Source organism: Nocardia alni (assembly GCF_019038435.1).
Lineage (GTDB): Bacteria > Actinomycetota > Actinomycetes > Mycobacteriales > Mycobacteriaceae > Nocardia > Nocardia alni.
The window spans coordinates 24,585-49,118 of record NZ_JAGPOX010000008.1 but is presented as its reverse complement, the minus strand read 5'-3'; the positions used below and the strand labels follow the sequence as shown (position 1 = coordinate 49,118).

General features: G+C 67.3%; 27 protein-coding genes. 11 read left to right on the top strand and 16 right to left on the bottom strand.

Going from position 1 to position 24,534, the window contains the following annotated elements; all coding sequences use genetic code 11:
- Positions 1-2: 2 nt before the first annotated feature.
- The 3 genes from JZ791_RS05345 to JZ791_RS05335 are packed head-to-tail and all read right to left on the bottom strand — an operon-like array spanning position 3 to position 2,530.
- Positions 3-827 carry a carboxymuconolactone decarboxylase family protein gene (locus tag JZ791_RS05345; RefSeq protein WP_216893028.1) on the bottom strand — a complete coding sequence of 275 codons (825 nt, stop codon included), beginning with the start codon at positions 825-827 and terminating at the stop codon, positions 3-5.
- Between the two features lie 45 nt (positions 828-872).
- Positions 873-1,685, bottom strand: a complete 813-nt coding sequence (locus JZ791_RS05340) for a mycofactocin-coupled SDR family oxidoreductase (RefSeq protein ID WP_216893026.1) — start codon at positions 1,683-1,685, stop codon at positions 873-875.
- 11 nt (positions 1,686-1,696) lie between these two features.
- Complete coding sequence (locus JZ791_RS05335) at positions 1,697-2,530, bottom strand: mycofactocin-coupled SDR family oxidoreductase (RefSeq protein WP_216893025.1); 834 nt, start codon at positions 2,528-2,530, stop codon at positions 1,697-1,699.
- Between the two features lie 161 nt (positions 2,531-2,691).
- Here JZ791_RS05335 and JZ791_RS05330 point away from each other — a divergent pair, with 161 nt between their 5' ends.
- Positions 2,692-3,294, top strand: coding sequence for a TetR family transcriptional regulator (locus JZ791_RS05330; protein WP_308162785.1), 603 nt, complete (start codon positions 2,692-2,694; stop codon positions 3,292-3,294).
- Positions 3,295-3,359: 65 nt separating this feature from the next.
- On the opposite strand, the gene JZ791_RS05325 is transcribed toward JZ791_RS05330, so the two are convergent.
- From JZ791_RS05325 to JZ791_RS05305, 5 genes are all read right to left on the bottom strand, one after another.
- A complete protein-coding gene (locus JZ791_RS05325) occupies positions 3,360-4,040 on the bottom strand; it encodes a hypothetical protein (RefSeq protein WP_216893023.1) in 681 nt (226 codons plus the stop codon).
- A 228-nt stretch (positions 4,041-4,268) separates the two neighbouring features.
- Positions 4,269-4,847 (bottom strand): hypothetical protein, encoded by a 579-nt coding sequence (locus JZ791_RS05320; protein WP_216893022.1) that lies wholly within the window; start codon positions 4,845-4,847, stop codon positions 4,269-4,271.
- Positions 4,825-5,340: an AAA family ATPase gene (locus JZ791_RS05315; RefSeq protein ID WP_216893021.1), complete on the bottom strand. Its 516-nt coding sequence runs from the start codon at positions 5,338-5,340 to the stop codon at positions 4,825-4,827. The genes JZ791_RS05320 and JZ791_RS05315 overlap by 23 nt, the downstream gene beginning before the upstream one ends.
- Before the next feature lie 301 nt (positions 5,341-5,641).
- Positions 5,642-6,532: an NAD(P)-dependent oxidoreductase gene (locus JZ791_RS05310; RefSeq protein ID WP_216893020.1), complete on the bottom strand. Its 891-nt coding sequence runs from the start codon at positions 6,530-6,532 to the stop codon at positions 5,642-5,644.
- Positions 6,525-6,920, bottom strand: coding sequence for a carboxymuconolactone decarboxylase family protein (locus JZ791_RS05305; protein WP_216893075.1), 396 nt, complete (start codon positions 6,918-6,920; stop codon positions 6,525-6,527). Before JZ791_RS05305 ends, JZ791_RS05310 begins: the two co-directional genes overlap by 8 nt.
- Before the next feature lie 226 nt (positions 6,921-7,146).
- Here JZ791_RS05305 and JZ791_RS05300 point away from each other — a divergent pair, with 226 nt between their 5' ends.
- Positions 7,147-8,103 carry an LLM class F420-dependent oxidoreductase gene (locus JZ791_RS05300; protein WP_216893019.1) on the top strand — a complete coding sequence of 319 codons (957 nt, stop codon included), beginning with the start codon at positions 7,147-7,149 and terminating at the stop codon, positions 8,101-8,103.
- 15 nt (positions 8,104-8,118) lie between these two features.
- On the opposite strand, the gene JZ791_RS05295 is transcribed toward JZ791_RS05300, so the two are convergent.
- Both JZ791_RS05295 and JZ791_RS05290 read right to left on the bottom strand, forming a co-directional pair.
- The gene (locus JZ791_RS05295) at positions 8,119-9,804 is read right to left on the bottom strand and encodes an MFS transporter (RefSeq protein WP_216893018.1); all 1,686 of its coding nucleotides are present in this window, start codon (positions 9,802-9,804) and stop codon (positions 8,119-8,121) included.
- 478 nt (positions 9,805-10,282) lie between these two features.
- Entirely contained in the window at positions 10,283-11,347 is a 1,065-nt protein-coding gene (locus JZ791_RS05290; RefSeq protein ID WP_216893017.1) for a ferredoxin--NADP reductase, read from the bottom strand.
- Positions 11,348-11,508: 161 nt separating this feature from the next.
- Here JZ791_RS05290 and JZ791_RS05285 point away from each other — a divergent pair, with 161 nt between their 5' ends.
- The 5 genes from JZ791_RS05285 to JZ791_RS05265 all read left to right on the top strand — a co-directional run bounded on the left by JZ791_RS05285 (position 11,509) and on the right by JZ791_RS05265 (position 16,843).
- Positions 11,509-12,912: a class I adenylate-forming enzyme family protein gene (locus tag JZ791_RS05285; RefSeq protein ID WP_216893074.1), complete on the top strand. Its 1,404-nt coding sequence runs from the start codon at positions 11,509-11,511 to the stop codon at positions 12,910-12,912.
- Positions 12,890-13,789 (top strand): acyl-CoA dehydrogenase family protein, encoded by a 900-nt coding sequence (locus tag JZ791_RS05280; RefSeq protein ID WP_216893016.1) that lies wholly within the window; start codon positions 12,890-12,892, stop codon positions 13,787-13,789. Before JZ791_RS05285 ends, JZ791_RS05280 begins: the two co-directional genes overlap by 23 nt.
- Positions 13,776-14,864, top strand: a complete 1,089-nt coding sequence (locus JZ791_RS05275) for an acyl-CoA dehydrogenase family protein (protein ID WP_216893015.1) — start codon at positions 13,776-13,778, stop codon at positions 14,862-14,864. Before JZ791_RS05280 ends, JZ791_RS05275 begins: the two co-directional genes overlap by 14 nt.
- Before the next feature lies 1 nt (position 14,865).
- Positions 14,866-15,633 (top strand): enoyl-CoA hydratase/isomerase family protein, encoded by a 768-nt coding sequence (locus JZ791_RS05270; RefSeq protein ID WP_216893014.1) that lies wholly within the window; start codon positions 14,866-14,868, stop codon positions 15,631-15,633.
- A gap of 94 nt (positions 15,634-15,727) precedes the next feature.
- Entirely contained in the window at positions 15,728-16,843 is a 1,116-nt protein-coding gene (locus tag JZ791_RS05265) for a threonine synthase (RefSeq protein ID WP_216893013.1), read from the top strand.
- A 59-nt stretch (positions 16,844-16,902) separates the two neighbouring features.
- Here the strand turns inward: JZ791_RS05265 and JZ791_RS05260 are convergent, their stop codons facing one another.
- The 3 genes from JZ791_RS05260 to JZ791_RS05250 form a co-directional block, all read right to left on the bottom strand.
- Complete coding sequence (locus JZ791_RS05260; RefSeq protein WP_216893011.1) at positions 16,903-17,385, bottom strand: hypothetical protein; 483 nt, start codon at positions 17,383-17,385, stop codon at positions 16,903-16,905.
- A gap of 137 nt (positions 17,386-17,522) precedes the next feature.
- Complete coding sequence (locus JZ791_RS05255; RefSeq protein WP_308162784.1) at positions 17,523-18,287, bottom strand: SDR family NAD(P)-dependent oxidoreductase; 765 nt, start codon at positions 18,285-18,287, stop codon at positions 17,523-17,525.
- Complete coding sequence (locus tag JZ791_RS05250) at positions 18,284-19,048, bottom strand: SDR family NAD(P)-dependent oxidoreductase (RefSeq protein ID WP_216893010.1); 765 nt, start codon at positions 19,046-19,048, stop codon at positions 18,284-18,286. Before JZ791_RS05250 ends, JZ791_RS05255 begins: the two co-directional genes overlap by 4 nt.
- A 54-nt stretch (positions 19,049-19,102) precedes the next feature.
- On the opposite strand from JZ791_RS05250, the gene JZ791_RS05245 reads away from it, so the two are divergent.
- From JZ791_RS05245 to JZ791_RS05230, 4 genes are read left to right on the top strand one after another with little or no spacing between them, the layout of a single operon-like run.
- Complete coding sequence (locus tag JZ791_RS05245) at positions 19,103-20,581, top strand: class I adenylate-forming enzyme family protein (RefSeq protein ID WP_216893009.1); 1,479 nt, start codon at positions 19,103-19,105, stop codon at positions 20,579-20,581.
- Positions 20,574-21,734, top strand: a complete 1,161-nt coding sequence (locus tag JZ791_RS05240; protein ID WP_216893008.1) for a thiolase family protein — start codon at positions 20,574-20,576, stop codon at positions 21,732-21,734. Before JZ791_RS05245 ends, JZ791_RS05240 begins: the two co-directional genes overlap by 8 nt.
- 38 nt (positions 21,735-21,772) lie before the next feature.
- On the top strand, positions 21,773-22,189 hold the full coding sequence (locus tag JZ791_RS05235; RefSeq protein WP_216893007.1) for a Zn-ribbon domain-containing OB-fold protein: 417 nt from the start codon (positions 21,773-21,775) through the stop codon (positions 22,187-22,189).
- An 11-nt stretch (positions 22,190-22,200) separates the two neighbouring features.
- Positions 22,201-23,349 carry a thiolase family protein gene (locus JZ791_RS05230; RefSeq protein WP_216893006.1) on the top strand — a complete coding sequence of 383 codons (1,149 nt, stop codon included), beginning with the start codon at positions 22,201-22,203 and terminating at the stop codon, positions 23,347-23,349.
- On the opposite strand, the gene JZ791_RS05225 is transcribed toward JZ791_RS05230, so the two are convergent.
- From JZ791_RS05225 to JZ791_RS05215, 3 genes are all read right to left on the bottom strand, one after another.
- A complete protein-coding gene (locus JZ791_RS05225) occupies positions 23,304-23,780 on the bottom strand; it encodes an alpha/beta hydrolase family protein (protein ID WP_216893005.1) in 477 nt (158 codons plus the stop codon). The genes JZ791_RS05230 and JZ791_RS05225 overlap by 46 nt on opposite strands.
- Before the next feature lie 111 nt (positions 23,781-23,891).
- Complete coding sequence (locus JZ791_RS05220; protein ID WP_216893004.1) at positions 23,892-24,182, bottom strand: type II toxin-antitoxin system RelE/ParE family toxin; 291 nt, start codon at positions 24,180-24,182, stop codon at positions 23,892-23,894.
- Positions 24,172-24,411 (bottom strand): addiction module protein, encoded by a 240-nt coding sequence (locus JZ791_RS05215; protein ID WP_216893003.1) that lies wholly within the window; start codon positions 24,409-24,411, stop codon positions 24,172-24,174. The genes JZ791_RS05220 and JZ791_RS05215 overlap by 11 nt, the downstream gene beginning before the upstream one ends.
- Positions 24,412-24,534 lie beyond the last annotated feature (123 nt).

The following is a 24,534-nucleotide window of genomic DNA, read 5'->3' as shown; positions in this document are numbered from 1 at the left end:
AGCTATTCCTGCACAGTGTTTCGGTCTTCTACTTGCCACTCCTCGAGCACCCTGGCCTTCTGCTCCGCGATCATCTGATCGAGGTGGGAGGCCTTGGGCCAGCCGCAATACGCGGCGAAATGCAGTGCGAACTCGTCCATTTCGTCGAACGTCAGGTCCCGGCTCTTCAGCGCGGCGTAGACGTGCGACAGGATCGGATACGGCGCGTCCTGGAACGCCACGCAGGCGACGGTGATCAGCCGCCGCTCCTTCATGCCCAGGCCCGGTCGCGGCCACATCTCGCCGAAAACGAAGTTGAGGATTCCCGCCCCCTGATAGGGATTGTCGCGGTCGGGGACGTACGGCAGGCAATTGACCTCCATGAAACACTGCTCGCCGCGCGCGAGCCGGGCCTGCGGATCGTTGGGTGTGGTCAACGGCAGCAGCGGTTCCGGCGGTGGAACCCGCTGGCCGCGTTCGCGGTTGACGCGCTCCCACTGCTGATCGACGATCCCGTTGAAACGAGAGGCCTTGGGCCAGCCGGCGTAGACCGCGAAATGCAGGACGGCTTCGCGCATCTCGGTGATGGTGATGTCGCCGCTGTTCAGTGCGGCGTAGACGTGATCGACGATCGGCTGCTCGGCGTCGGCGTCCGCCGCGCAGGACAGGGTGATGAATCTGCGCTCTCGTCGCGTCAGGCCGGGGCGAGTCCAGATCTCGGCGAAGACGAAGTCGATCAGGCCGTCGGCGATCGCTGGGCTCGTGTCCCGCGGAGCCGGACAGGTCATCACCGCTGCGAATTCGCGCCTTCCCTGTGTGCGCCGGTTCGAGGTGGTGTCGGTTGTCATGAGTGTCCAAACTGGTGGTAGCTGTATGAGATTCGGCCGGTGTCACTAACGGAGGGTGACACCCGCGTCGACCTTCAACTCCGTGCCCGTGAGGTAGCGGGACTCGTCGGAGACCAGGTACAGCACGGCGTTGCTGATATCGATGGCCTCCACCATCGCCACCGGCATGGCATTGCCGAATATCGGCGCGAGGTCGGAGCGCACCTCGGTGAGCAGAGTGAACAGGGAGTCCGGTCGCATACCGGTCTCGACGCCGGTCGGGTGCACTGTGTTCACCCGGATCTGGTGTGCGGCAAGCTCATTGGCCAGCGATCGGCTCAGGCCGACGATACCGGCCTTGGACGCGGTGTACGGGATATGCAGCGGGGTGCCCTTCAGCGCCGCCGCCGAGCTGATGTTCACCAGGCTGCCGCCGTGCTCGAGCAGGTGCGGTATGGCAGCGGCGCAGGTGTTCCACGTGCCGATCAGATTGACGTCGAGCACGATTCGCCACTGCTGTGGGGTGGTGGTGACCCACGTGCCCGCGGTGAGCACACCGGCGTTGGCCACCGCGGCATCCAGGCCGCCCAGCCGTTCGGCGCCCTCGGCGACCGCGATCTCCATGGCCGTCGCGTCGCGGATGTCCACGATCGCCGTCACGGCACGTCTGCCCAGCTTTTCCACCAGTTCGGCCGTCTCCGCCAGATCTTCGGGCGTCGACAGCGGATATTCGATATCCGGCAGCGGTGCGCAGATGTCCACGAGGATCAGATCGGCCCCTTCCTGCGCCAGACGCACCGCGTGGCTGCGGCCCATCCCGCGCGCCGCGCCGGTGATCAGCACTCGTTTACCTGCCACCCGCCCAGCTGCGTCGCTCATCTCGTCTCCGTTCACAGCTTGTTGCAGAATCCGGCGTCGACGGGCAGTGTCACGCCGGTGATGTATCGAGCCTCGTCGGAGGCGAGGAATGCGACCGCCGCGCTGATGTCCTCGGGTTCCACCAGCGCCACCGGCATAGGATTCATCAGATGAGGTCCACCGGATTCGGGGTGGTTCTGCACCCAGTCCATCATCGCCGGATTGACCGCCATCATCGTGTTCACCGCGGTCGGGTGTACCGTGTTGACCCGGATGCTGTGCGGGGCAAGGATGTTGGCCAGCACACGCATGATGCCGACGATGCCGTGCTTGGACGCCGCGTAACCCAGGCCACCGCCCTCCACGCTGCCCATGCCCACCAGACCGGCGGTGGAGCTGGTCAGCACGATCGCCCCGCCCCGCCCGCCGGCGATCAGGTGCGGTATCGCGGCCCGGGTGACGTGGAACGCGCCGGACAGGTTGACGCCGATGACGTCGCCCCACTGCGCGAGTTCCTGCTCGATCGGCGCCTGTTCGAACGACATCGGCGCGATACCCGCGTTGGCGCAGACGATGTCGAGGCGCCCGAATTCGGCGACTCCGGTGTCGATGGCGGTGCGTACCTGGTCGAAATCGCGGACATCGGCCACCGTGCCGAGCATGCGGCGCCCCGTGGCCTCGACGAGCGCCACGGTTTCGTCGAGCTCCTCCCGGGTGGCCAACGGATAATTGATGGACGCGATGTCGGCGCAGATGTCTACGCCGATGATGTCGGCGCCCTGGGTGGCCAGGCGCACGGCGTGACTGCGCCCCTGGCCACGCGCGACACCGGAAATGAAGGCGACCTTGCCCTCTGATGATCCCATTGATCCTCGCTTCGAACCGAGCGGAAACCGCGTCGCATCCGCCGTGGCGCCGAAGGGAACACGGTGATGATTGGACGCGAATTATGCACTTATCGTGCGGTAATCTGATTACCAGTTAGTGAGAGTAGCACTCTTGTCAGCATGCGGGAAGGGAGTTCGGTGTGGTCTCTGAGCGGCAGGCGGCGGTCTCGGATTCGGAAGGTACGGCGGACGACCGGATCCGCCGGGCCGTGGTGGAACTCGTGGAAAGCGAAGGCTACGACGGGTTTCAGATGCGTGAGGTGGCCCGGAGCGCCCGTGTCTCGCTGGCCAAGATCTACAAGCTGTACGACACCCGCGACGAACTCATCAGTTCCGCCCTGGACTGGTGGATGCAGGAGAACCGCTACGCGGGCTTGGAAGCGTATGGTGGCGTGGGCGGATCGGTGTACGAGGGCCTGATGTGGGTGCTACGCCGGATCTTCGAGCCGTGGGAGAGCCACCCGGCCCTGCTGGTGGCGTATTTCCGCGCGCGGGCCGCCCCCGGGAGCGAGCGGCTGATCCGCCGTGGGTTCGACGCCGTTGTACCAGCTGCCATGACGGTACTGGCCGATGTTGACGCCGATTTCGTGGCGGATCTCGAGTCGATCCTGTCGAGTCTCGTCTACGGGCTGCTCGGGCGGTTCGCGGGCGGTGAGATCGAGGTGCGGGATATCGTCCTGGCGGTCGACCGCACGGTGTACTGGCTGACCGCGGGGTACGACGCCGTTCGCGAGCGGCGGTAGGCCGACGTTTATCGACTGGACTACCGGGACCGCGCGAGCCGGTCACCACCGGCTCGTCGGCATCCTCAGCCGAAGAGGTAGGGGCGGGATTCGTGGGGGACGATGAGCAGGGGGATTTCGCGGAGTTCGTTCATGGTGCGGGGGAGGCCTGTGAGGGCGCAGATCATGCGCATGGTGATTCCGTCGTCGGGCTCGGCCTGGATTGTGCCCGCGGCCTCGGCTGCGGCCCGTACCTCTGCCGGTGCGTCGTTCTCGAGATCGGTGGCCTCGAAGCCGCGGTCGCTGTGCCAGACCTTGATGTCGCCGTCGACCGCGTAGGTGAAGCCGATATGCCCGGTGATCGAGACGGCGGCGGTCGCGGCTACCCCACCTTTGGTGGACAGTGCCGCGGTCGAGTCCACCGGCGGCTGCTGCTCGAGGTGCCACAGGCACCCGGTCTCGCCCAGATCGTCGTAGATGAACGTCCACTCGCCGATACGGGCCGCGATGAGTACCACGATGGGATTCAGCGGGTGGATGGCCGCCCGGGCCAGCGACGTCTTCTCACCGGGATCCCTGGTAGGCAGGACGCAAGGCCTGATCTCCTCCGGATCGGCGCCCAGTAACTCCAGCGCCTCGGCGGGGTAGATATCGCGCACGACGTGCACCATATGGTTGGCATCGTATTCGGTCCCCGCGAACTCGGTGATCCAAGCGGGACAACCGGTTTCGTCGAGCTGATCCGGGGCGAAATAGGGCTCGGGCATGAATCTCCAGCGCTCTGACAACGTAATCAACTGTGCCGTCGGCACATCCACCGACGGGCGACAAGCCTACAAGGAAATCCGCGTCGCGCAGGTGTTCAGCGCCGCACACCACGGCCTTGGTCCAAGCCCTCGTCGATGGGATCGGATTCGCCGGGATACCAACCTTCAGCTCGAGCACCTCACGCTGCATCGCCGACGTGCCGTCCGCGTCGGTGTATGGCTTGCGGATCATGACATCGATCCGGCGGCGGCCGATTCGCGCCAGAAGGCGACGAATTCGCGCAGCAGTTTGTCCAGGTCGATGCGACCGTCGGGCAGGATGAAGCTGCGGGGATGGTCGGTGACCGAGTCCATCACGGGCTGCGCCAGCACCCGCGACAGTACCTCTCGGTAGATTGGATTCGCCACCGCGACGGGGCTTTTCGGGGATATCAGCCCCAGGTCGCGGACGTATGCGGCGTCGTCGTGGTACGCGGTGTCGATGTCGATCTGCCGCCCGGATATGAGCGGTTCGATAATTCTGCGCACGCGCGGATCGTTGAGCTTGTCCACCAGGGAATCCAGATGTGTTGCCCTGGTTGCGATCAGTCGCTCCTTGGCTTTGTCCATATGCCGTCCGGTGATCGGGCTCGTGGCTGGCACGCCCATCTTGACGATGATCTCCCTGGCCAGGGCGTTGACCAGCCAGGGCTGGCTGGCGGTGTAGCAGTGCGCCTTGGTTACGGCCTCGTCGGTGAACTCCTGGCCGGTATCAGTGGTGTGCTGGCCATACAGAGTGGCGATTTCATCCCGCCAATTTGTAGTCACGCACGTCCCGCAAGCCACAAATCACCACCGAAGCGGGAAACCAGTCAGGCCGGTCCCGGAATCCGTCCCGCAACTGCCGCAGCATCGTCATCATGCTCGGCCCCAGCATGGCGTCGATCTCGTCGAACGGCAGCACCAGTGGGACCGGGCACTGCCCGGCCCATTCCGATAGGGCGATATTGATCCGTGTCCCCGCCGGAGCCTGCGGCCACGGTGTCGGAGGCAGCCACGACTCGGGATAGCCTCGTCGGTGGACTGCCTTGCGGATCATCTGCAAAACGATGTCCTCGGCAGCGCCGTAATCATCACCGGCGACCTGCGCGGTCTCGCACGAAACGCAGATCGCGACTCGATCACCCGCCGCGGACACCGTGTCGGCCAGAGCCTCGAGCGTCGTAGTCTTGCCGGTCTGGCGTGGTGCGTGCACCACGAAATACAGACCCTCATCGATGAGCGCCTGCGCCCCTGGCAGCCGCTCTTCGGCCGGAAGCATGTAATCGCGCCCCGGTCGGCACGGCCCTGTCGTATTGAACCGCCTCACACGATTACCCTACCGGTCCGCTCATCGGATTCCGTAACCTGAAGTCGAGAAGTGAATTCCCAGGTCAGGTCAGAATGGTGTCGCGGGTCGGTAGTGCTGCGCGCGGCGAACGGGACACTCCGATTCGGGCCGCCCGCCGAGCGGCGGGGCCGCCTCGATTACCGCTGTCTCGACCGCGATTTCGTCGCTGGTTGATCGGTTCAACTCGAGTCGACTGAACACCTGCCGTGCCCATCGAGCAGACACACAGCGTCTATGTCGTGTGTGATCCGCCCTCGGCGATCCAGCGGGCTATCTCGGTCTGGTCAGCCCCCTCGCCCAGGGCGGCGTCGGCGGCGGACCAGAGGGCCAGGGCCTGTTCGCCGAGGTGGGCGGGGAGGCCTACGGAGGTGGCCAGGGTGGTGGCTATGCGCATGTCTTTGAGCATCAGGCGTAGGGCGAAGCCGGAGTTGTAGGTTTCGGGGAGGATGGCCTGGGGGAATTTCAGTTCGGTGGCGGCGCTGCGACCGCTGGCGGCGTTGATCGTTTCGATCAGGACTGCGGGGTCTACGCCGAATTGTGTTGCGGCGGCCACGCCTTCGGCGGCGGCCAGGAGGTTTACCGCCGACAGGAGGTTGTTGACCGCCTTGACCGCGTGGCCTGTGCCGGTGTCGCCTACGTGGCGGACCTGGCCTAGCGGGGCGAACAGCGAATCCAGTTGGGACAGCACGTCTTGCGGGCCACCCGCCATGATGGTCAGGCGGCCGGCGGTGGCGCCGGCGATGCCGCCGGAGACGGGGGCGTCGATCAGGGTGACCTTGTACTCGGCCAGGTCGCCGGCCAGGCGTCGGGTGGACAGTGGCTCGGAGGAGCTCATATCGATCACGGTCATGCCCGGGCGGAGGGCCTGACGGATCTCGGTGTCGTCGAGGACCGACTCGACCACACGGGTGCTGGGCAGCATCAGGATCACGCGATCGGCCGCCCGGAACGCTTGTGCCGCGGTATCCACGGTTCGGCCGCCCGCGTCGATGAGGGTTCGGCGGGCCGGTTCGGCCGGGTCGAATCCGATGACGTCGAAGCCCGCGGCTACCAGGCGACCGGTCATTCGGGCGCCCATGTTGCCGAGACCGAGAAACGCGACGGCGTTGTGGTTGTCAGGCATTGTCGTGCTCCGCGAGAATCGGCCCGGCGATGCGGAAGGCCTCCACTCCGGCGGGGACTCCGGCATAAATCGTGCTGTGCAGCAACACTTCCCGGATCTCCTCGGGGGTGACGCCGTTGGTCAGCGCGCCCCGGACGTGGGTGGCGAATTCGGTCGACCGGTTGAGCGCGGTCAGCATGGCGAGCGTCAGCATCGAGCGGGTGCGCCGGTCCAGACCCTCGCGTGTCCACACCGCGCCCCAGCAGTACTCGGTGACCAGGTCCTGCAGCGGGCCCGAGAATTCGGTGGCCCCGGCCAGCGCCTTGGTCACGTACTCCGCGCCGACGACTTCGCGGCGGACCTGGAGTCCGGCCTCGTAGCGGTCGCGGATCGTGGTGTCCTCGGGCATCGCGCCTCCTGGGAGATCGGTCGAGACGAACAGGGCGGCGCGCCCGCGATGATCGGTCCGAATGCCTCGGCCGGTGCCGGAGAACACCACGGTCTGCCGGGTCGGGCATGCCGTGACCTGGCCGTACATCTGTCGGACGTGTCCGTTTTCATTTGATGGTATTGGTATTCTCATTTTTGGCAAGTACCGTATTCATCGGGACTCGTGAAGTCGGCAGGAGGCGTTCGTGCGTATCGGAGTGATGGTCGGACCGGAGAAGGGCGATGCCGCGCGCAAGCTCAGCCGGATGCTGGCCGATATCGAGTGGGCCGAGGCGGCCGGACTGGATTCGGCGTGGATTCCGCAGATACCCAGCGACTTCGACGCGCTGATCGCGATTGCCCTGATGGGCACGCGGACCACCCGGATCGAATTGGGCACGGCCGTGGTGCCGTTGCAGGCACAGCACCCGATCGCCCTTGCTCGCCAGGCGATCTCGGCGCAGGCGGCGACCGACGGTCGCCTGGCGCTCGGCGTCGGGCCCTCACACCACTGGGTCGTGCGGGACATGCTCGGGCTGCCGTACGACAAGCCCGCCGCGTACACCCGGGACTACCTGGAGGTGCTGAACGCCGGCCTGCGCGGCCCCGGGAAGGTGGACGTGGAGAATACGACGTTCACCGTGCACAACCCGCTGGATCTGGGCCCGGTCGCGCCGATGCCCGTCCTGGTCGCCGCGCTCGGCCCGGTCATGTTGCGCCTGGCCGGGGAGCGGGCCGACGGCACCATCCTGTGGCTGGCCGACCAACGCGCGATCGCCGACCACGTGGTCCCCAAGATCACCAAGGCGGCCGCCGAGGCCGGCCGCCCCGCCCCGCGCGTCGTCGCGGGACTGCCGGTATGCCTGTGCCGTCCGTCGGAGGTCGCCGAGGCGAAAGCCCGTGCCAACCGCATTCTCGGTGAGGCCGAGGTCTCCCCGAACTACCAGCGCCTGCTGGACCAGGGTGACGCCACCGATGTCGGTGATATCTGCATCGCCGGAACGGAATCCGACATCGCGGCGGGGCTGCGACGCTACGCCGACGCGGGCGCCACGGACCTGTCGGTGCGCCTGCTTCCGATCGGCGACAGCCTCGACGAACTGCGCGCGTCCAAGGCCCGCACCCGGGAGATGATCGCGGAGCTGGCACGCGAACTGCGGTGAGCCGCAACCGGATATTCAGGCGAGGGACTGCTCGCTCACCAGCGGTTCGCTCGCCCGGCCGCCGACACCGATGAGGGCGATCACCGCCGCGATCAGGCCGCAGGCGCCGCAGACCATGTATCCGACGGAGTAGGCGCTGTCCAGAGCGTGAAAGGCGATGTCGTGCAACGGATTGAACGGCACCGTCCGACCGGTGGGCAAGGTGATGTGGCCGGGGACCCCGTTGGCGCCGAGCGGACCGGAGTTCACCGCGCCGACAGCCTCCGCCACCGACTGCCGCTGCGCCGGGGGAGCGGTGGCAGGTGAGTTGTCGAATGCTGTGAGCGCCTGCTGCACAGAGCTGTTCGCGGCGACCTTGCGGTGGATCTCGGAGGCCGCACGACTCAACGCGACCGCCCCGACGACGGCCGGTCCGAGCGTGAATCCGAAATCCCTGAGCAGGCTGGTGGTTCCACTGGCCATACCGGCGAGGTGGATGGGCACGGTGTTCACCGCGACGGCGGTCAATGCCGAGACGGCGAAGGCGAATCCGCAGCCGACGACGAGGAACGGCGCGATCATCGGCGCGATATCGGTGGACTCCCGCGCCGGAATCATCGACATCCAGAAATCACCCACCGCGATCAGCGCCGTGCCGCCGCCCAGCGCCCATTTGGGGTTGAAACGCCCGAGCACCCGCGAGGTCACCGGCATCAGAACCAGTGCGGCGCCCTGGAACAGGACGAAGGCGATCGACGCCCGCAGCGGCGTGAAGCCCTGAATCGCCGACAGCCGGATACTCGTCGCATAGGCGGTTCCGAGGAAGGCGAACATCCCGAAAACCGTTGCCACCGAGGCCATCGCGAAGGCGCGATTGGAGAACAGACCCAGCTGCAACAGCGGAGAGGGTGTGCGGCGCTCGACGGCGATGAAGGCGGCCAGCGCGACGACCGCCAGGACGAACCCGCCGATCACCTCACCGCTGCCCCATCCGCTGGTCGGTCCCTGGATCACCGCGAACAACAGGGCGAACAGCGCGACGGCGATGGTGATCTGGCCGGGCCAGTCGAGCGAACGCCCCTCGGGCGCAGAGGAACTCACCGCGAAGACCGCCGACACCACGGCACTGATCACGGCCAGCGCGGCCACCGCGATGAACGCCCACCGCCAGCTCGCGTTGGGATCGCCACCCCAGTGCAGCTTGGTGATGTAACCACCGAGCACCGGCGAGATGAACCCGCCGGCGGACAGGGACGCCGCCCAGACCGTGAGGGCGCGCGAGCGGTGACCGATGGTGTGCGTACCCGCGGCGACCATCGCCAAGGTGGAGGGAAACAGGGCGGCCGAGCCGATACCCGCCAGGATCTGACCGATCCACAGCACCAGCACCCGCCAGTCGCCGGTGCCGGGTGCGAACGCGGCGACCAGCTCACCGACCGCCAGCGTCAGCGCGCCGCCGACCAGGAGGCGTTTGCGGCCGAACAGGTCGCCGAGTACGCCGAAGGTCAACTCCAGCAAGGTGACCGGGACCAGGAACGCGTCCGAGATCCATGTCAGCTGTGAGGAGGTGGTGTGCAGATCGGTCTGGAACAGGCCGTTGAGCACGGCCGGAATGGCCAGGCCCACCTGCGCGACGCAGACCGCGAGACAGGCGGCGACCAATGTTCCGGCCGTCAGGGCCGCAGCGGGCGATCCGGTTCGTTGTTCGGTGAGCGGTCCCATGTGGCGCACCTATCCTTCTCATCGGCGACATGGTGAAGGCAAACCGGGCGGATACCGCTGGGCTACCACTGGGAGTCAGTAATAGCACAAGCCTCGGGTGGAAAACGGACGTTTCGATCGGCCGATCGTAGTTGGCGACAGCGGATTTCCGAGTTGTTCGCCATTCGAACACGGGCCGGATATCGGAGCTGTTCACGATCCGAACGCGGGCCGGCACTCGGTACCTGTTCGCGATCCGTTTTCCCACACCAGAACGCCGGTATTTCCGTTGATAGCGGGTGGCCCAGCTGCCTATTCCGAATCGTATTCTTCAGCGCTTCGATTCGTCTCGACCATAGCCGGTCCGGGTGGTGCTTCCCTCTTATTTCCCGCCGGAATCATGACGTGTGCACAGTGACAGCAAGCCCCTGGGTGAGCAGTGCAAACCTCCGCAAGGGCGCGCCTCGCGGAGCTACATGCTCGTGGCAGGCCGATCGGCTCACTCGTAGTCGACGGTGATCGCGTCCGTGTCGGGAATGGCCTGACAGGTCAGGACGTATCCCTCGTCCAGTTCTTCGTCGGTCAGCGCGTTGTTCTGGCGTAAAGTGGCGTGGCCCTTGGTCACTCGGGCCATGCAGGTGGCGCAGTTGCCGGCCTCGCAGGAGAACGGCGGGGCCAGGCCCGCGCGGCGGGCGCTTTCCAGGAGGGTCTCGCCGTCCTTGCGGGGGACGGTCCGCTTCTTGCGATTGAGGATGATCGTCACGGTGCTGTCGCTCGGCGCCGCCGCGGCGGCGGGCTCGACGGCCGGGGAGACGGCGGGCTTCTGGGGCTCGGCCGGGGTCGTCGAGGCGTCGTCCACCGGCGGAACCACGGGCTCGGGTACGCCGAATCGCTCGCTGTAGACCAATCCCGTTCCGGTCAGGGCGTTCTCGGCCATCTCCATGAAAAGTTCCGGCCCGCAGATGTAATGGTCCGCGCCGCCCTCGTCGCGGACGAAGTCCCGGATGGACTCGGGTGTGAGGTATCCGCCGTCGGAGTCGAGATGACGGATCACCTCGAGGCGTCCCGGATAACGATCGGCCAGTTCGGTCAGCGCCGCCTCGAACAGCACCGACTCGCGGTCCCGGTCCGCGCACAGCAGCCGGACCCGTCGGCCGGTGGTGGCCAGTGCGCTCTTGGCCAGCGACAGGATCGGAGTGATACCGCTGCCGCCGCTGTAACCCAGCAGCGGAACGTCGGTGTCACGCAGGCAGAATCGGCCCGAGGCCCGGGTCATCTCGAGTTCGTCGCCCTCGACGATGTTGTCGTGCAGCCAGTTCGAGACCCGGCCGCCGGGCACCCGCTTGACCGTGGTGAACAGCTCGGCGTCGATCTCCGGCGCGCTGGACATCGAATAGGAGCGGAACAGGTCCTGTCCATCCACCGGCACCCGGAACGTGCAGAACTGCCCGGCCCGGTAGGCGATCGGCCCGTCGTGCGGTGCGAGCACATAGGTGCGGGCGTCGGCGCTCTCCTTCACGATCCGGGTCACCGTCGCGCGCTGGAACAACGGGGGTTTCGCCATGAACATCCTCCTTCTGGTATTAACATTCTAGCGTAAGGAGAATAGTATTCTCGAAAACGAGATTGGAAGCTCTCGATGTGGTGCAGTAGGACCGGCCTGCGCGCGGGTGCGCCGTGACCGCGCCGTCGGACGCGGTGGCGGGAAGAGGATCGGACGGGCGCTTGTCCGCGCGCGCGGTGGCGGTCGCCTTCGAGGAGCGCGAGTACACGGTCGGTGAGCTGGAGCAGCTGGCGTCCGGGTTGGCCGACGAGCTGGCGCGGGGCGGGGTGCGTCCGGGGGACCGGGTGGCGTTGATGTCGGCCAACCGGCCGGAGTTCGTGGTGGCCCTGCTGGCGATCTGGCGGCTCGGCGCGGCGGTCGTGCTGCTCAGCCCGGCCTGGAAGCGCGCGGAGGTCGAGCACGCGCTCGCGATCACGAACCCGGCCCATGCCGTCGGCGACTCTCCGGTGCTCGGCGACCTGCTGCCCATGCGGCATCTCGATGACCCCATTCCCGAGCCGAGCGTGCCGGCGGCGGATTACACGCCCGCGCCGGACTCCGACGCTCTGCTGGTATTCAGCTCGGGCACGACCGGATTACCCAAAGCCGTCCGGCACACACACGCCTCGTTCGACGCGGCGGTGCGAAACTGGATCCGGGTGCTGGAACTGACCCGGGACGACCGGCTCCAGATCCTCACCCCGCCCGCGCATATCCTGGGCCTGCTCAACATCGTGACCGCTCTGCGGGTCGGCGCCTGGATGCGGCTGCACCGCCGGTTCACCATCGACACCATGCTGCGGTGCATCGAATCCGATCGGATCACGGTCGAGATGGCCGTCGCGCCCATCGCGTTGGCCCTGGCCCAGCATCCGGAGCTGGAGTCCTACGATCTGTCCTCGCTGCGCTTCATCATGTGGGGCGCGACGCCGGTGACCGTCAGCGTGGCCGAAACCGTCACCGCGCGAACGGGTGTCGCCTGGCTGCCCGCCTTCGGCGCCAGCGAGCTGCCGGTGATCGCGTGCAATCCGATCCGGGGCGCGCGGCTGGACAGCGTCGGCAAGCCCGCGCCCGGCGTCGAACTGCGGGTGCTGTCGCTCGAGACCGGAAACCCGGTGGCGGCGGGGGAGATCGGTGAGATCCAGGCCCGCTCGGATTCGCTGATGGCCGGATATCTCCCCGGAGAGGAGACCGCGTTCGTCGACGGCTGGTACCGCACCGGAGACGTCGGCAGCGTCGACGCCGACGGTTGGGTACGCCTGACCGACCGGTCCAAGGAGATGATCAAGGTGCGTGGCTTCCAGGTCGCGCCCGCCGAGATCGAGGCCGTGCTGCACGGCCATCCGGCCGTCGCGGACTGCGCGGTGTTCGGTGTCGACGCGCAGGACGGCGAGGCGATCGTGGCCGCGGTCTCCCGGTCCGCACCGGTCACCGCCGAGGAGTTGGTCGCCCTGGTGAGCGAGCGACTGGCCCACTACAAGCGTCCGCGCGCGGTGATGTTCGTGTCCGAGATCCCACGCCTGCCGTCGGGCAAGGTGTTGCGCCGAATTCTGAAGGAGCAGTATGGACGTTCGTCTGACGAATGAGCAGCGCCAATTGCGCGACGCCGCAGCCAAATTGGCCACCGAACTGGGACCGGGATCGGTCGCCGACCTCGACGACGCCGCCCGCGCGGCCCGGTTGGAGAAGGTCGTGGACACCACCGGATGGCGCGCGTTGCGCTCGGACGGCGCGTCGGGGGTCGAGGTGGCGCTGGTGGCCGAGGAATTCGGCCGCGGCCTGGTGGACGTGCCCTTCCTGGGCCCGGTGCTGGCCGACGATCTGCGCGGTCAGATCGACGGCCAGCGGTGGACCGTGGCGGTGGACGGCCGCGCGATCGATGCGCTCGGCGCGGATCGGGCGCTGATGGTCTCCGGCGACCGGCTCGAAGCGGCCACGGTCGGGGATCGCCTGCCGGGCGCTGACCTCACCCGCGTCGACGCCGTCGTCACGGGCAAGCCGGAACCGATCGGCGAGCTGTCCGACGAGCGGGCCGGGCGCTGGTTCGCCCTCGCGCTGGTGGCGACCACCGCCGATCTGCTCGGAACATCACGCGGCGCACAGGCGTCGGCGGTCGAGTACGCGAAAATCCGCGAACAGTACGGGCATGCGATCGGCTCGTACCAGGCCGTGGCGCATCTGCTCGCGGAGAGCCAGGCGCTGATCGAGGGCTCGGTCAGCGTGCTGCGCCACGCCGCCTGGGCCGTGGACGAACTGCCTGTGTCGGAGGCGATTCAGGCGGCGCGGATCGCGAAACTCTACTGCGCCCGCGCCGCGCGAACCATCTGCGAGACCGCTATCCAGGTGCACGGCGGCATCGGCAACACCTGGGAATGCCTGGCTCACGTCTATCTGCGGCGTGCGCTGACCTCGACCGAACTGTTCCCCGTGCGTCTGGAGGAGATCGACTGTGGACTATCGTGATTCGCCGGAGGAGGCCCAGTTCCGCACTCGGCTGCGGGACTGGCTGGACGGGATCGCCGGAACTTTCCCGACCTCCGGTGACGAGTATTGGGCCCGTCAGGGCGAATGGCATCGCGCGCTGTACGAGGCCGGATTCTTCGGCCTGTCGTGGCCGCGGGAGTTCGGCGGGCAGGATCTGCCGCCGGTCTACGACGTCATCCTGGACGAGGAACTTGCCGTCGCGAGCGCACCGCCGCGGCCCGGTCTGGGGTATCTGGTCGCCGGATTCGGACGGCACGCGAGCAGGCAACTGCAGCAGCGCTTCCTGCCCGGGATGATCAACGGCAGCGAACGCTGGTGCCAGGGCTTCAGCGAGCCGGGCGCGGGATCGGACCTGGCATCGTTGCGCACCACCGCGACTCGCGACGGCGACGAATACGTCATTCATGGTCACAAGATCTGGACCAGCTATTCCGACGTCGCAGACTGGTGCCTGCTGCTGGCTCGCACCGATCCGGACGCCCCGCGGCACAAGGGGATTTCGGCGTTCGTCATCGCGATGAAACAACCGGGCGTCGAACAGCGTCCGTTGAAGATGATCAGCGGCGTCACGAAGGAATTCGGACAGGTGCTGTTCGACGGCGCCCGTGTCCCTGCCGACCAGATGGTCGGAGAGCCGGGAGAGGGATGGCCGCTGGCCATGACCGTGGTCGGCCACGAACGCGAGCCCTCCACATTGGGTTTCACCGCGCGCTACGCGAAACTGGTGCGCCAGCTGGCATCCCGGGTCGACGGCCCGGCCCCGGACGAATTGGCCTGGGCCGCGGTGCAAACGGAGATGCTGCGGCTGCACGTGCGGCGCCGGCTGTCCGAACAGCTCGACGGAATCACCCACGGCCCTGACGGCTCGCTGGACAAGCTGCTGATGACCTGGGTCGACCAGGCGGTCGGCCACGCTGCCCTCGCCGTCGGCGGCACCCGTGACCCGGAACTGCTCGGCGCGTACATGTACAGCCGCGCGCAGAGCGTCATGGGCGGCACCTCGCAAATCCAGAAGAACATCATCTCCGGACGCATCCTCGGACTGGGAGCCTGACATGTACGATATGCCCGCCGAAATTCAGGTGAAAGCCGAAGGCGCGCTGCGGATCATCACCCTGAACCGCCCCGACCAGCTCAACGCCGTCAACGACGACCTGCATCACGGCCTGGCCACCCTGTGGCCGCGGCTGTCCGCCGACCGGGAGGCCCGCGTCGCGGTCCTCACCGGCGCGGGCAGGGCCTTCTCCGCCGGAGGCGATTTCACCTATCTGGAGGAGTTGCGCACCGACGCCGACCTGCGCGCGAAATCCATTGCCGACGGCCGCGACATCGTGCTGGGCATGGCCCGCTGCCGCATCCCGGTGATCGCCGCGGTCAACGGTCCGGCGGTCGGATTGGGTTGCAGCCTGGTCGCTTTGAGTGATCTGGTCTATATGGCCGAGACCGCCCATCTGGCCGACCCGCACGTCCAGGTGGGCCTGGTGGCCGCCGACGGCGGACCGCTCACCTGGCCCCTGCACACCAGCCTGCTGCTGGCCAAGGAATACGCCATCACCGGCGCCCGGATCCCCGCGGCCCGCGCCCGGGAGATGGGCCTGGCCAATCACGTGGTCGCCGATCCGGTGGCCGAGGCCCTGGTCTGTGCCCACCGCATTCTCGAGCTCCCGCAGCAGGCGGTCGAGGCCACCAAGCGCATCCTGAACCTGCAATTGGAACGCGCGGTGCTGGCCACCCTCGACTTCGCGCTCACCGCGGAGGATCTGACCTTCCAGAGCCAGGACTTCGCGACCTCCATGGCGAAACTCACCGGGGGAAAAGGGTAGTCCGCCCGATCGGGTTCGGACCGGTCGCCGGTACCGTGAGCCGCGACCGGGCCGGCCGGACCCGGCGAGCCGAGTACGAAGGAATCGAGCATCGATGATCTCCGCCCAGACCGATGCTCCGTACCTCTACGACCGGTCCGGCAACCGATACGACGTAGCCGGCCCGGACTGGCGCGGCGTCGACGGTTCCCCGCTCATGCTGAGCCCCGTGACCGGCCCGGCCCCCGACCGGATCGACACCGCCGAACGGTCCCTCTGGCGCTACCAGCCGTCGATCCCCGTCGATCCCCGGCACCGCATCAGCCTCGGCGAGGGCTTCACCCCGATGCCCGCGCTCGACTGGCGCGGTCACCGGATCCATTTCAAGCTCGAATGGTTCAACCCGACCAGCAGCTTCAAGGACCGCGGCGTGTCGGTGATGATGTCGCATCTGCGGTCGCTGGGCGCCGCGCGCGTGCTGGAGGACTCCTCCGGCAACGGCGGGACCTCCGTCGCCGCCTATTCGGCCGCGGCCGGAATCTCCGCGAAAATCCTGGTACCGCAATCGACATCACCGGCCAAGGTCATGCAGTCACGGGCCTTCGGCGCGCAGATCGAGCTCGTCGAAGGCACTCGCGACGCCGTAGGTGACGAGGCGATCCGCCAGTCCGAGCGGATCCCCTACGCCAGCCACAACTGGCACCCCCTGTTCCTGCAGGGCGTCAAGACGATCGCCTACGAGATGTGGGAAACGTTCGGTCACGCCGCCCCGGACACTATCGTTCTGGTCGCCGGGGCGGGCAGCCTCGTCCTGGGCTGTGACATCGCCTTCACCGAGTTGCTGGCCGCCGGAATGATCGATCGCCGTCCCCGGCTGCTGGTCGGCCAACCCGAACACTGGGCCACCATCGCCGACACCGTCAACGGCCGGGACCTCGCCGACCGCGCTGCGCGCACCCCGACCATCGCCGAGGGCGCCTCGATCGCCCACCCCGTGCGCCTTCCGGAGGTCGTGGCGGCTGTCCGCCGCTCGAACGGAGGCGCGGTGGCCGTCACCGAAACCGAAATACGCTCGGCCGTCCGTGAACTGGCCGCCCGGGGCCTGTACGCCGAACCCACCAGCGCGGTCGCGGCGGCCGCGCTGAATCACTACCTCGCGACCGGAGTCATTGCGGCACGCGAAACCACGGTCGTCATTCTGACCGGCTCCGGGCTGAAATCGGCCCTGTGATGGAGCAGATCTTCGCCGCACACTGAACGGTTCCGAAGCGGCCGCGGGCACGCGAACCATTACGGGGTCGTATATTGCTGTGGCCACGGGCAGTCGAATGCGGGCAGCCTCGCGGCCAAGCATTCGCTGTTCAGCCGATTCGCGTTGGCGGCCGCCACCGCACCGGTGGCGATCGATGCGACGCCGGCGCCCAGAGCAAAGCCCGTCAGGCAGCCGAGGGGGAGGGTGACTATCTCGCCGACCCCTGTCGGCAAACCCAGCACTCCGCCGACCACACAGCCGATGCCGGTGCCTATCGCCAGTGCGGGCAGAGCGGCCTGGCCTTCCTGCGTCTGGAGATTGGAATAATCCTGGTTGTAGGTGCTGAGGGCGTCGACCGGTTGCGCCGCGGGTATCGAGGCGCTGTGTGCCACGGGCGCTGGAGGATTCGGCGAGGGGGCGGTTGGGACAGCTGCGTCGGCCGTACCTGCCGTCGCAGCCGCGACTGTCGTCAGGCCCGCCACTGCGAGCGTGGAAATCGAGAGCAGGGAAAGAGCTTTCATGGGTATATGTTTGGCTCCGTCGCTGAATACATCCCGCATGCGGCCTGTAGATCCGCTGTGAACCCCGTATCCCGCCGTCGATAAGAGCCGTGTGGCCCCCGGCGATGCCGGAGGGCCACACGAGGCTGAAGCACGAGCTAAGGTTCGAGTTGGGGGACAAGCGATTCCGAGCGTTGGACGGTGCCGCTCACGCCAGTCGCGTCCTGGCCGGCCAGCAGAACCGCTGCGCGGGCGATGGTTTCGGGAGGCTCGACCATATGGGCCGGGATTTCGGGGCCGCCGTTGGCCGCCCAGCCCTCGGTCAGCACGACCCGGGAGGGGCTCAGGCAGTTGACGGCGATGTTGTCGGACTTCAGGTCCGAAGCCAGGCCCAGGTAGAGGCGTTCCACGGCGGCCTTGGAGACCCAGTACGCGTTGGCGCCCCGGTCGATCATCTCGACGCCGGTGGTGGTGATGGCGATCAGGGAGCCACCGCCGCGCGACTTCAGGTGGGGGATCACGGCTTTCGTCACCAGGAAGACGCCGGTGAGATTGACGTCGAGGCACAGTTGCCAGCGCTTGAGCGGGGTGGACGCGATGGGGCCCATCCACAGCACGCCCGCGTTGGCGACCAGGACGTCGATACCACCGAATTCGGAAACCGTTGTGGCAACGGCGCTCTCGATCGAATCCTCATTGGTCACATCGCACGGGATCGCCAGTGCGCGCCCGCCCGCGGCGGTGATGCGGTCGGCCACCTCGCCGATGGTGCCGGGGAGCTTGCCCTCGGTCTCGGTGCGGGCGGCCACCGCGACCGATGCGCCGGCCGCGGCCAGGGCCTGGGCGATGGCCGCGCCGATGCCGCGGCTCGCCCCGGCCACGAAGGCCACCTTGCCCGCCAGCGGCTGGTCGGCCCCGCTCACTTCGGCGGGAAGCGCAGCGCGCCGTCGAGGCGGATGATTTCGCCGTTGAGATAGTCGTTTTCGATGATGGACTGGGCGAGCTGGGCGTATTCGGTGGAGCGGCCCATGCGCTTGGGGAAGGGAATCTGCGGGCCCCAGTACTTCTCGAGCTGGTCTGCGGACTTGCCGTAGGCGGGGGTGTTGACGGTGCCGGGGGCAATGGTCACCACGCGGATGCCCAGGGGGGACAGGTCGCGGGCGGCGACCAGGGTCATGCCGATGACGCCACCCTTCGCGGCGGAGTAGGGGAGCTGGCCGATCTGGCCCTCGTATCCGGCGATCGAGGCGGTGTTGACGATGACGCCACGCGCACCCTCCTCCAGCGGTTCGGATTTCGCGATGGCGGCGGCCGAGAGGCGCAGCACGTTGAAGACCGCGGTCAGATAGAACTCGACCGTGGTGCGGAATCCCTCGAGCGCGAGGGGGGCGCCGTCCTTGCCGACCAGGCGGCCGCCGGTGGCCGGGCCGCCGTGGGTGTCCACCGAGATGCGCAAGGGTGCCAGCGACTGCGCCTCGGCGATGGCGGCGTTCACCGACTCCTCGCTGGTCGCGTCGGTATGCACGTAGCGGATGCCGAGCTCGGACGCCAGCTCTTTGCCCTTCTCGTCGTTGACGTCGGCGACTACTACCTGGGCGCCGGCCGCATGCAGACGACGCACGGTGGCCTCACCGAGGCCGCCGGTACCGCCGACGACGATGGCGGAACTCCCTGTGATCTGCATATCGCTACCCTCTCCTTGAAATTATGACTCTCTTGCTGAGAGAATGATGTTCTCATGAACATTAGCATGGTACTGGACATGGCAGCCTCGGCCGCGGCGGGCGCCGAGGGGGACGCCGTTCGGCCGGTGATCACGGTTGGTGATCGGTCGCTGCGTGCGGACGAGTTGCTCGGTTATGCCCGCCGCGCGGCACAGCGGTTTCAGGACCGATCGGCGGTGCTCTACCTCGGCACGAACCACCTGGCGTATCCGGTGGCGTTGTTCGGGGCGGCGCTGGCGGGGGTCCCGTTCGTGCCGTTGAACTACCGGCTCGGCGAGCAGCAACTGGCCGCCCTGCTGGAACGGCACCCGGGTGCGCTGGTCGTGCGGCCCGAGGATCTGGACGATCTCGTGGACCCCGGTGCGGTCCTGGACGACGAGGCGCCGAATCCGCCGTGGGATCCGGACGCTGTCGCGGTGATCATCTACACCAGCGGCACCACCTCCGCGCCCAAGGCCGCACTGCTGCGGCACCGGCATCTGATGGCCTATCTGCTCAACACCATGGAATTCGGCCTCGCGGATCCGAATCACGCCGCGCTGGTGTCGGTTCCGCCGTACCACATCGCCGGACTGACGAACCTGCTGTCCAATCTCTACTCCGGACGTCGCGTGGTGTATCTGCCCGCGTTCGAGGCGAACGACTGGCTGGAAACCGTGCGACGCGAGGGCATTACGCACGCGATGCTGGTGCCGACGATGCTGGCTCGCATCGTCGCGGCCCTCGACGGCGGTGATGCGGCGACCCCGACCCTGGAGTCGCTGGCGTACGGTGGATCTCGCACGCCGCGACCGGTGCTGGAGGGCGCCCTGCGGGTATTCCCGCACACCGGATTCGTGAACGCCTACGGGCTCACCGAGACCGCGTCCTCGGTCGCCGTGCTGGGGCCGGAGGATCATCGCACCGCCTTCGCCTCCGATGATCCGGGCGTACGCGAGCGGCTGGGTTCGGTGGGGCGCGCGCTGCCCGGCGTCGAGTTCCAGATTCGCACCGAGACAGGCGAAGCCGTGCCCGTCGGCGAGACCGGACTGGTCTATGTGCGCGGAGAGCAGATCTCCGGTGAGTACGGCGCTCGCGCGGCGGGCGAGGGCAACGGCAGCGCCACGCTGGATGAGCAGGGCTGGTTCCCCACTCGCGACCTCGGTCATCTGGACGACGAGGGGTACCTGTTCATCGAGGGCCGCGCCGACGACACCATCATCCGGGGTGGAGAGAACATCGCCCCGGCCGAGATCGAGGACGTGCTGCTGGAACATCCCGGCATCACCGAGGTCGCGGTGATCGGCGTGCCCGATCCGGAATGGGGACAGCGGCTGGTTGCGGTGCTGGTCGGCCAGGGTGACCCGGCCGAGATCAAGAAATGGGCCCGCACCCGTCTGCGCTCCTCCAAGACCCCCGACACCATCGTGTTCCGCCCCGAACTTCCCAAAACCGAAACCGGAAAACTGTTGCGTCGCAACCTGGTCGCCGAACTGGAGAACACCAATGCCTGAAGCAGTCATCGTGTCCGCGCTGCGTGCGCCGATCGGCACCGCCCGCAAGGGCACCCTGCGCGACACCACCGCCTTCGATCTGGCCCACCATGTCGTATCCGCCGTCGTGGGGGAGATCGACGCGAGCCGTGTCGACGACGTGATCATCGCCGAGGGCCGCTACGGCGGCGGGGTCATCGCCCGGCACGCCGCCCTCACCTCCGGCCTGACGAACGTTCCGGGCCTGGCGTTGAACCGGCACTGCGCGGCGGGAATGTCGGCGGTGCAGACCGCTGCCGCCGGAATCCGCGCCGGGATGCAGGATCTGGTGATCGCCGGGGGCGTGAACTCCGAATCCACCTCGCCGCGATCGCGTTACCGGGTGGGGAAGAACGAAGCGGGCGAGGACGAGTGGATCGACCCGTGGGTGTCGCCGTCGCATCCCGAGCGCGCCGACGCGCCGACCATGGACATGTCGATCACCGTCGGCTGGAATACCGCCGTGCGGGCGGGCCTTTCGCGCGAGGACATGGACGCCTGGGCACTGCGCTCGCACCGCAACGCCATCGCCGCGATCGATGAGGGACGGTTCAAGGAGGAGATCGTCCCCATCGAAACGCCGCACGGGCTGTTCGCCGTGGACGAGCATCCGCGCCGCGACACCTCGATGGAACGGCTGGGCGGCCTGAAGGTCCTGCATCCGGAGATCGAGGGTTTCAGCATCACCGCCGGTAACGCCTCGGGGTCCAACGACGGCGCGGCCGCGCTGGCCGTGGCGAGCGATCAGCTCGGGCTGCCCGTGCTGGGCTACATCCGGTCCTGGGCGTCGGTCGGCGTCGATCCGGCCGTCACCGGCCTGGCCCCGATCGAGGCGATCACCAAAGCCGTTGCCAAGGCGGGTATCTCGCTGTCGGACGTGCGGCTGCTGGAAATCAACGAGGCCTTCGCCGCGGTCCCGGTCGCCTCTATCCGCGCACTGGACCTCGACCCGGACTCGGTCAACTTCAGCGGCAGCGGATGCTCGCTCGGCCATCCCGTCGCGGCAACGGGCGCCCGCATGATCGTCACCCTCGTGCACGAGCTGCGCAGGCGCGGTGGTGGTTTCGGGATCGCGGCGATGTGCGCCGGCGGCGGTATGGGCTCGGCGACGGTCATCGAAGTCCCGGCCGTCTGATACACAACTCGACATTCACAGATATACGAGGAGGGCATATGGCCAAGGCGCTCGCGCCCGAAGCGTCCACGTGGCCCGCGACGAATCCCCAGCTCATCGGCAGTCGGTGTGGTTCGTGCAGCGCGGTGACGTGGCCCAAGCAGGGGCGCTGCCCGCGCTGTAGCGGGCCGGATATGACCGATCGGCTGCTGCCCACCCAGGGCACGCTGGTCGCTTGGACGACACAGGGCTTCGTACCGAAGCTGCCCTATGCGGGCAAGGAGACGGCCGACACCTTCGAGCCGTTCGGCGTCGGCCTGGTGCAACTGGGCGACGAGGTGCGGGTGGAGACGCGGCTGACCACCGCCGACCCGGCCGAGCTGAAGATCGGCATGGAGCTCGAGTTGACGTTCGTCCCGCTGTACACCGACGATGCGGGCGACGAGGTCATGACCGTCGCGTTCCGGCCCGCCTGAAGGAGCTTCCTATGAACGATCATGGCGTTGCCATCATCGGTGTCGGCCTGCATCCGTTCGGCCGATTCACCAAGTCGGCCATCGAAATGGGCGCCGACGCCATCCAATTCGCCCTCACCGACGCCGGGGTGGAGTGGAAGGACATCCAGTTCGGCTTCGGCGGCAGCTACGAGGTGAGCAATCCGGACGCGGTGACCCGGCTGGTCGGGCTGACCGGAATTCCGTTCACCAACGTGTTCAATGCGTGTGCGACAGCGGCGAGTTCGATCGAGCAGACCGCCGAGGCGATCCGTTCGGGCCGCTACGATCTGGGCATCGCGGTGGGCCTGGACAAGCATCCGCGCGGCGCGTTCACCGACGATCCCGCCAAGCTGGGCCTGCCGGGCTGGTACGCGGAGAACGGTCAGTTCGTCACCACGAAGTTCTTCGGTATCAAGGCCAATCGCTACCTCACCGACCACGGCATCTCCCAGCGAACCCTCGCCAAGATCGCCGCGAAGAACCTTCGCAACGGTGCGCTGAATCCGAATGCCTTCCGCCGCAAGCCTATTGCCGAGGACGACATCCTCAACGCGACGATGCTGAACTATCCACTCACCCAGTACATGTTCTGCGCTCCCGACGAGGGTGCGGCGGCGGTGATCATGTGCCGCGGCGACCTGGCCCACAAGTACACCTCCACCCCGGTCTACTTGCGTTCCACCGCGATCCGCACGCGTCGCTACGGAGCCTACGAGGTGCACAGCACCTGGGCCGCGGTCGACGAGGACGTCTCGCCGACCGTCTACGCCTCCCGCGCCGCCTTCGAGGCCGCCGGCATCGGCCCCGAGGACGTCGACGTGATCCAGCTCCAGGACACCGACGCGGGCGCGGAGCTGATCCACATGGCCGAGAACGGCTTCTGTGCCGACGGCGACCAGGAAAAGCTCCTGGCCGAGGGTGCCACGGAAATCGGCGGCCGCCTGCCGATCAACACCGACGGCGGCCTGATCGCCAACGGCGAACCCATCGGCGCCTCCGGCATCCGCCAGGTCTACGAACTGGTGCAGCAGCTGCGCGGCACGGCCGGGGAACACCAGGTTCCCGGCAACCCCCGCGTCGGCTACGCCCAGGTCTACGGCGCCCCGGGAACCGCCGCCGCGACGGTCCTGAGCCTGTAGATCGAGTCACGCGGCGAGCACGCCACCCGGCCAGTCTGGTGGAACAGGGCGGTCGCGCCCCCATGGCAGTGCTCGCCGCCGCCCTCGTCCCCGCGGTCCACGGGCCGTTGTGAATTGCCCAGCGCGCCTGGGTATTCTGCGCCATCACGGCCTCCAGTCCGCCGGGGATCTGTTTCGACCGTCTTCGCGATGTCCGCGAAAGGCGCATGAAAGCTGTAGACGCCGTCGTGCAACATGCAGACGGCGATGCGATGGTCGAAAGCGGCCGCTCGGGCGGCGAGGCAGTCGCCGAGGTCGGTGCCGATGAGCGTCGGCCGGTCGGCGTCCACCTCCGGCCGGCCGAGCGCGAAGTCGACCACCGGGCTTACCACGGCCTCCCAGTCCAGCCGGAAGTGCAGGCCTGCTCGTCGCCTTCCGGAATCTGCCCGCACGCCACCGGGACCTCCCCGAGTTCGGCGCCGCAGGTAAGGGCGTACCCCGCCCTTAGTCGCTGGACGGGGTTTTACCGGTCGATCGAGCGCATCCGGTGGGGATGCGCTCGATCAGACCCGACCAGACCAATAATCGGGTTTGCGTCGGCAATGCATGACTGCGACGACGAGGATGTGATCAGGCTCGACGGTATACAGCACTGCATATGGAAAGATATGAGTCAGGCATCGCCGCACGTCTCCTGCTAAAACGCGATGTCGACGCGGCGCCTCGGCAATCCTTGCGAGGACGCTTTGGATCGCATCGATGAAGCGATTTTCCAGTCCAGGCCGCTTCTCGGCATAGTGATGAGAGGCTTCCTGGAATTCGACAAGAGCTGCGGGATGGAACTCAATCCTCATGCTCGAGGGATCGGCGGACCTGTTCGATGGCCTGAGCGGCGGGTATGGTGTCGACCCGTCCGCTTCGGACATCATCGAGCCGTCGAGTTGCCTCCTCGGCCCATAGTGCTTGGATCTCGTGTTCGTCGACCGGATCCAAGCTCTCAACCAACCGATCCGCCAGCAAGGCACGTGCTTCAGCGGGCAGCGACAGCGCTTGTTCGACTAGCTGTTCCACCGGCATAGACATCCTCCAATCATAACCGCTCCTAGGTTTGGACAACTGTTCGGATGAGTGTCGGCAACTGTGTCGCCGTGCCACCTATCGCACTGTTGTTCGTTGTGGGCGAATCGTCGGATTGGTCGGACTTCT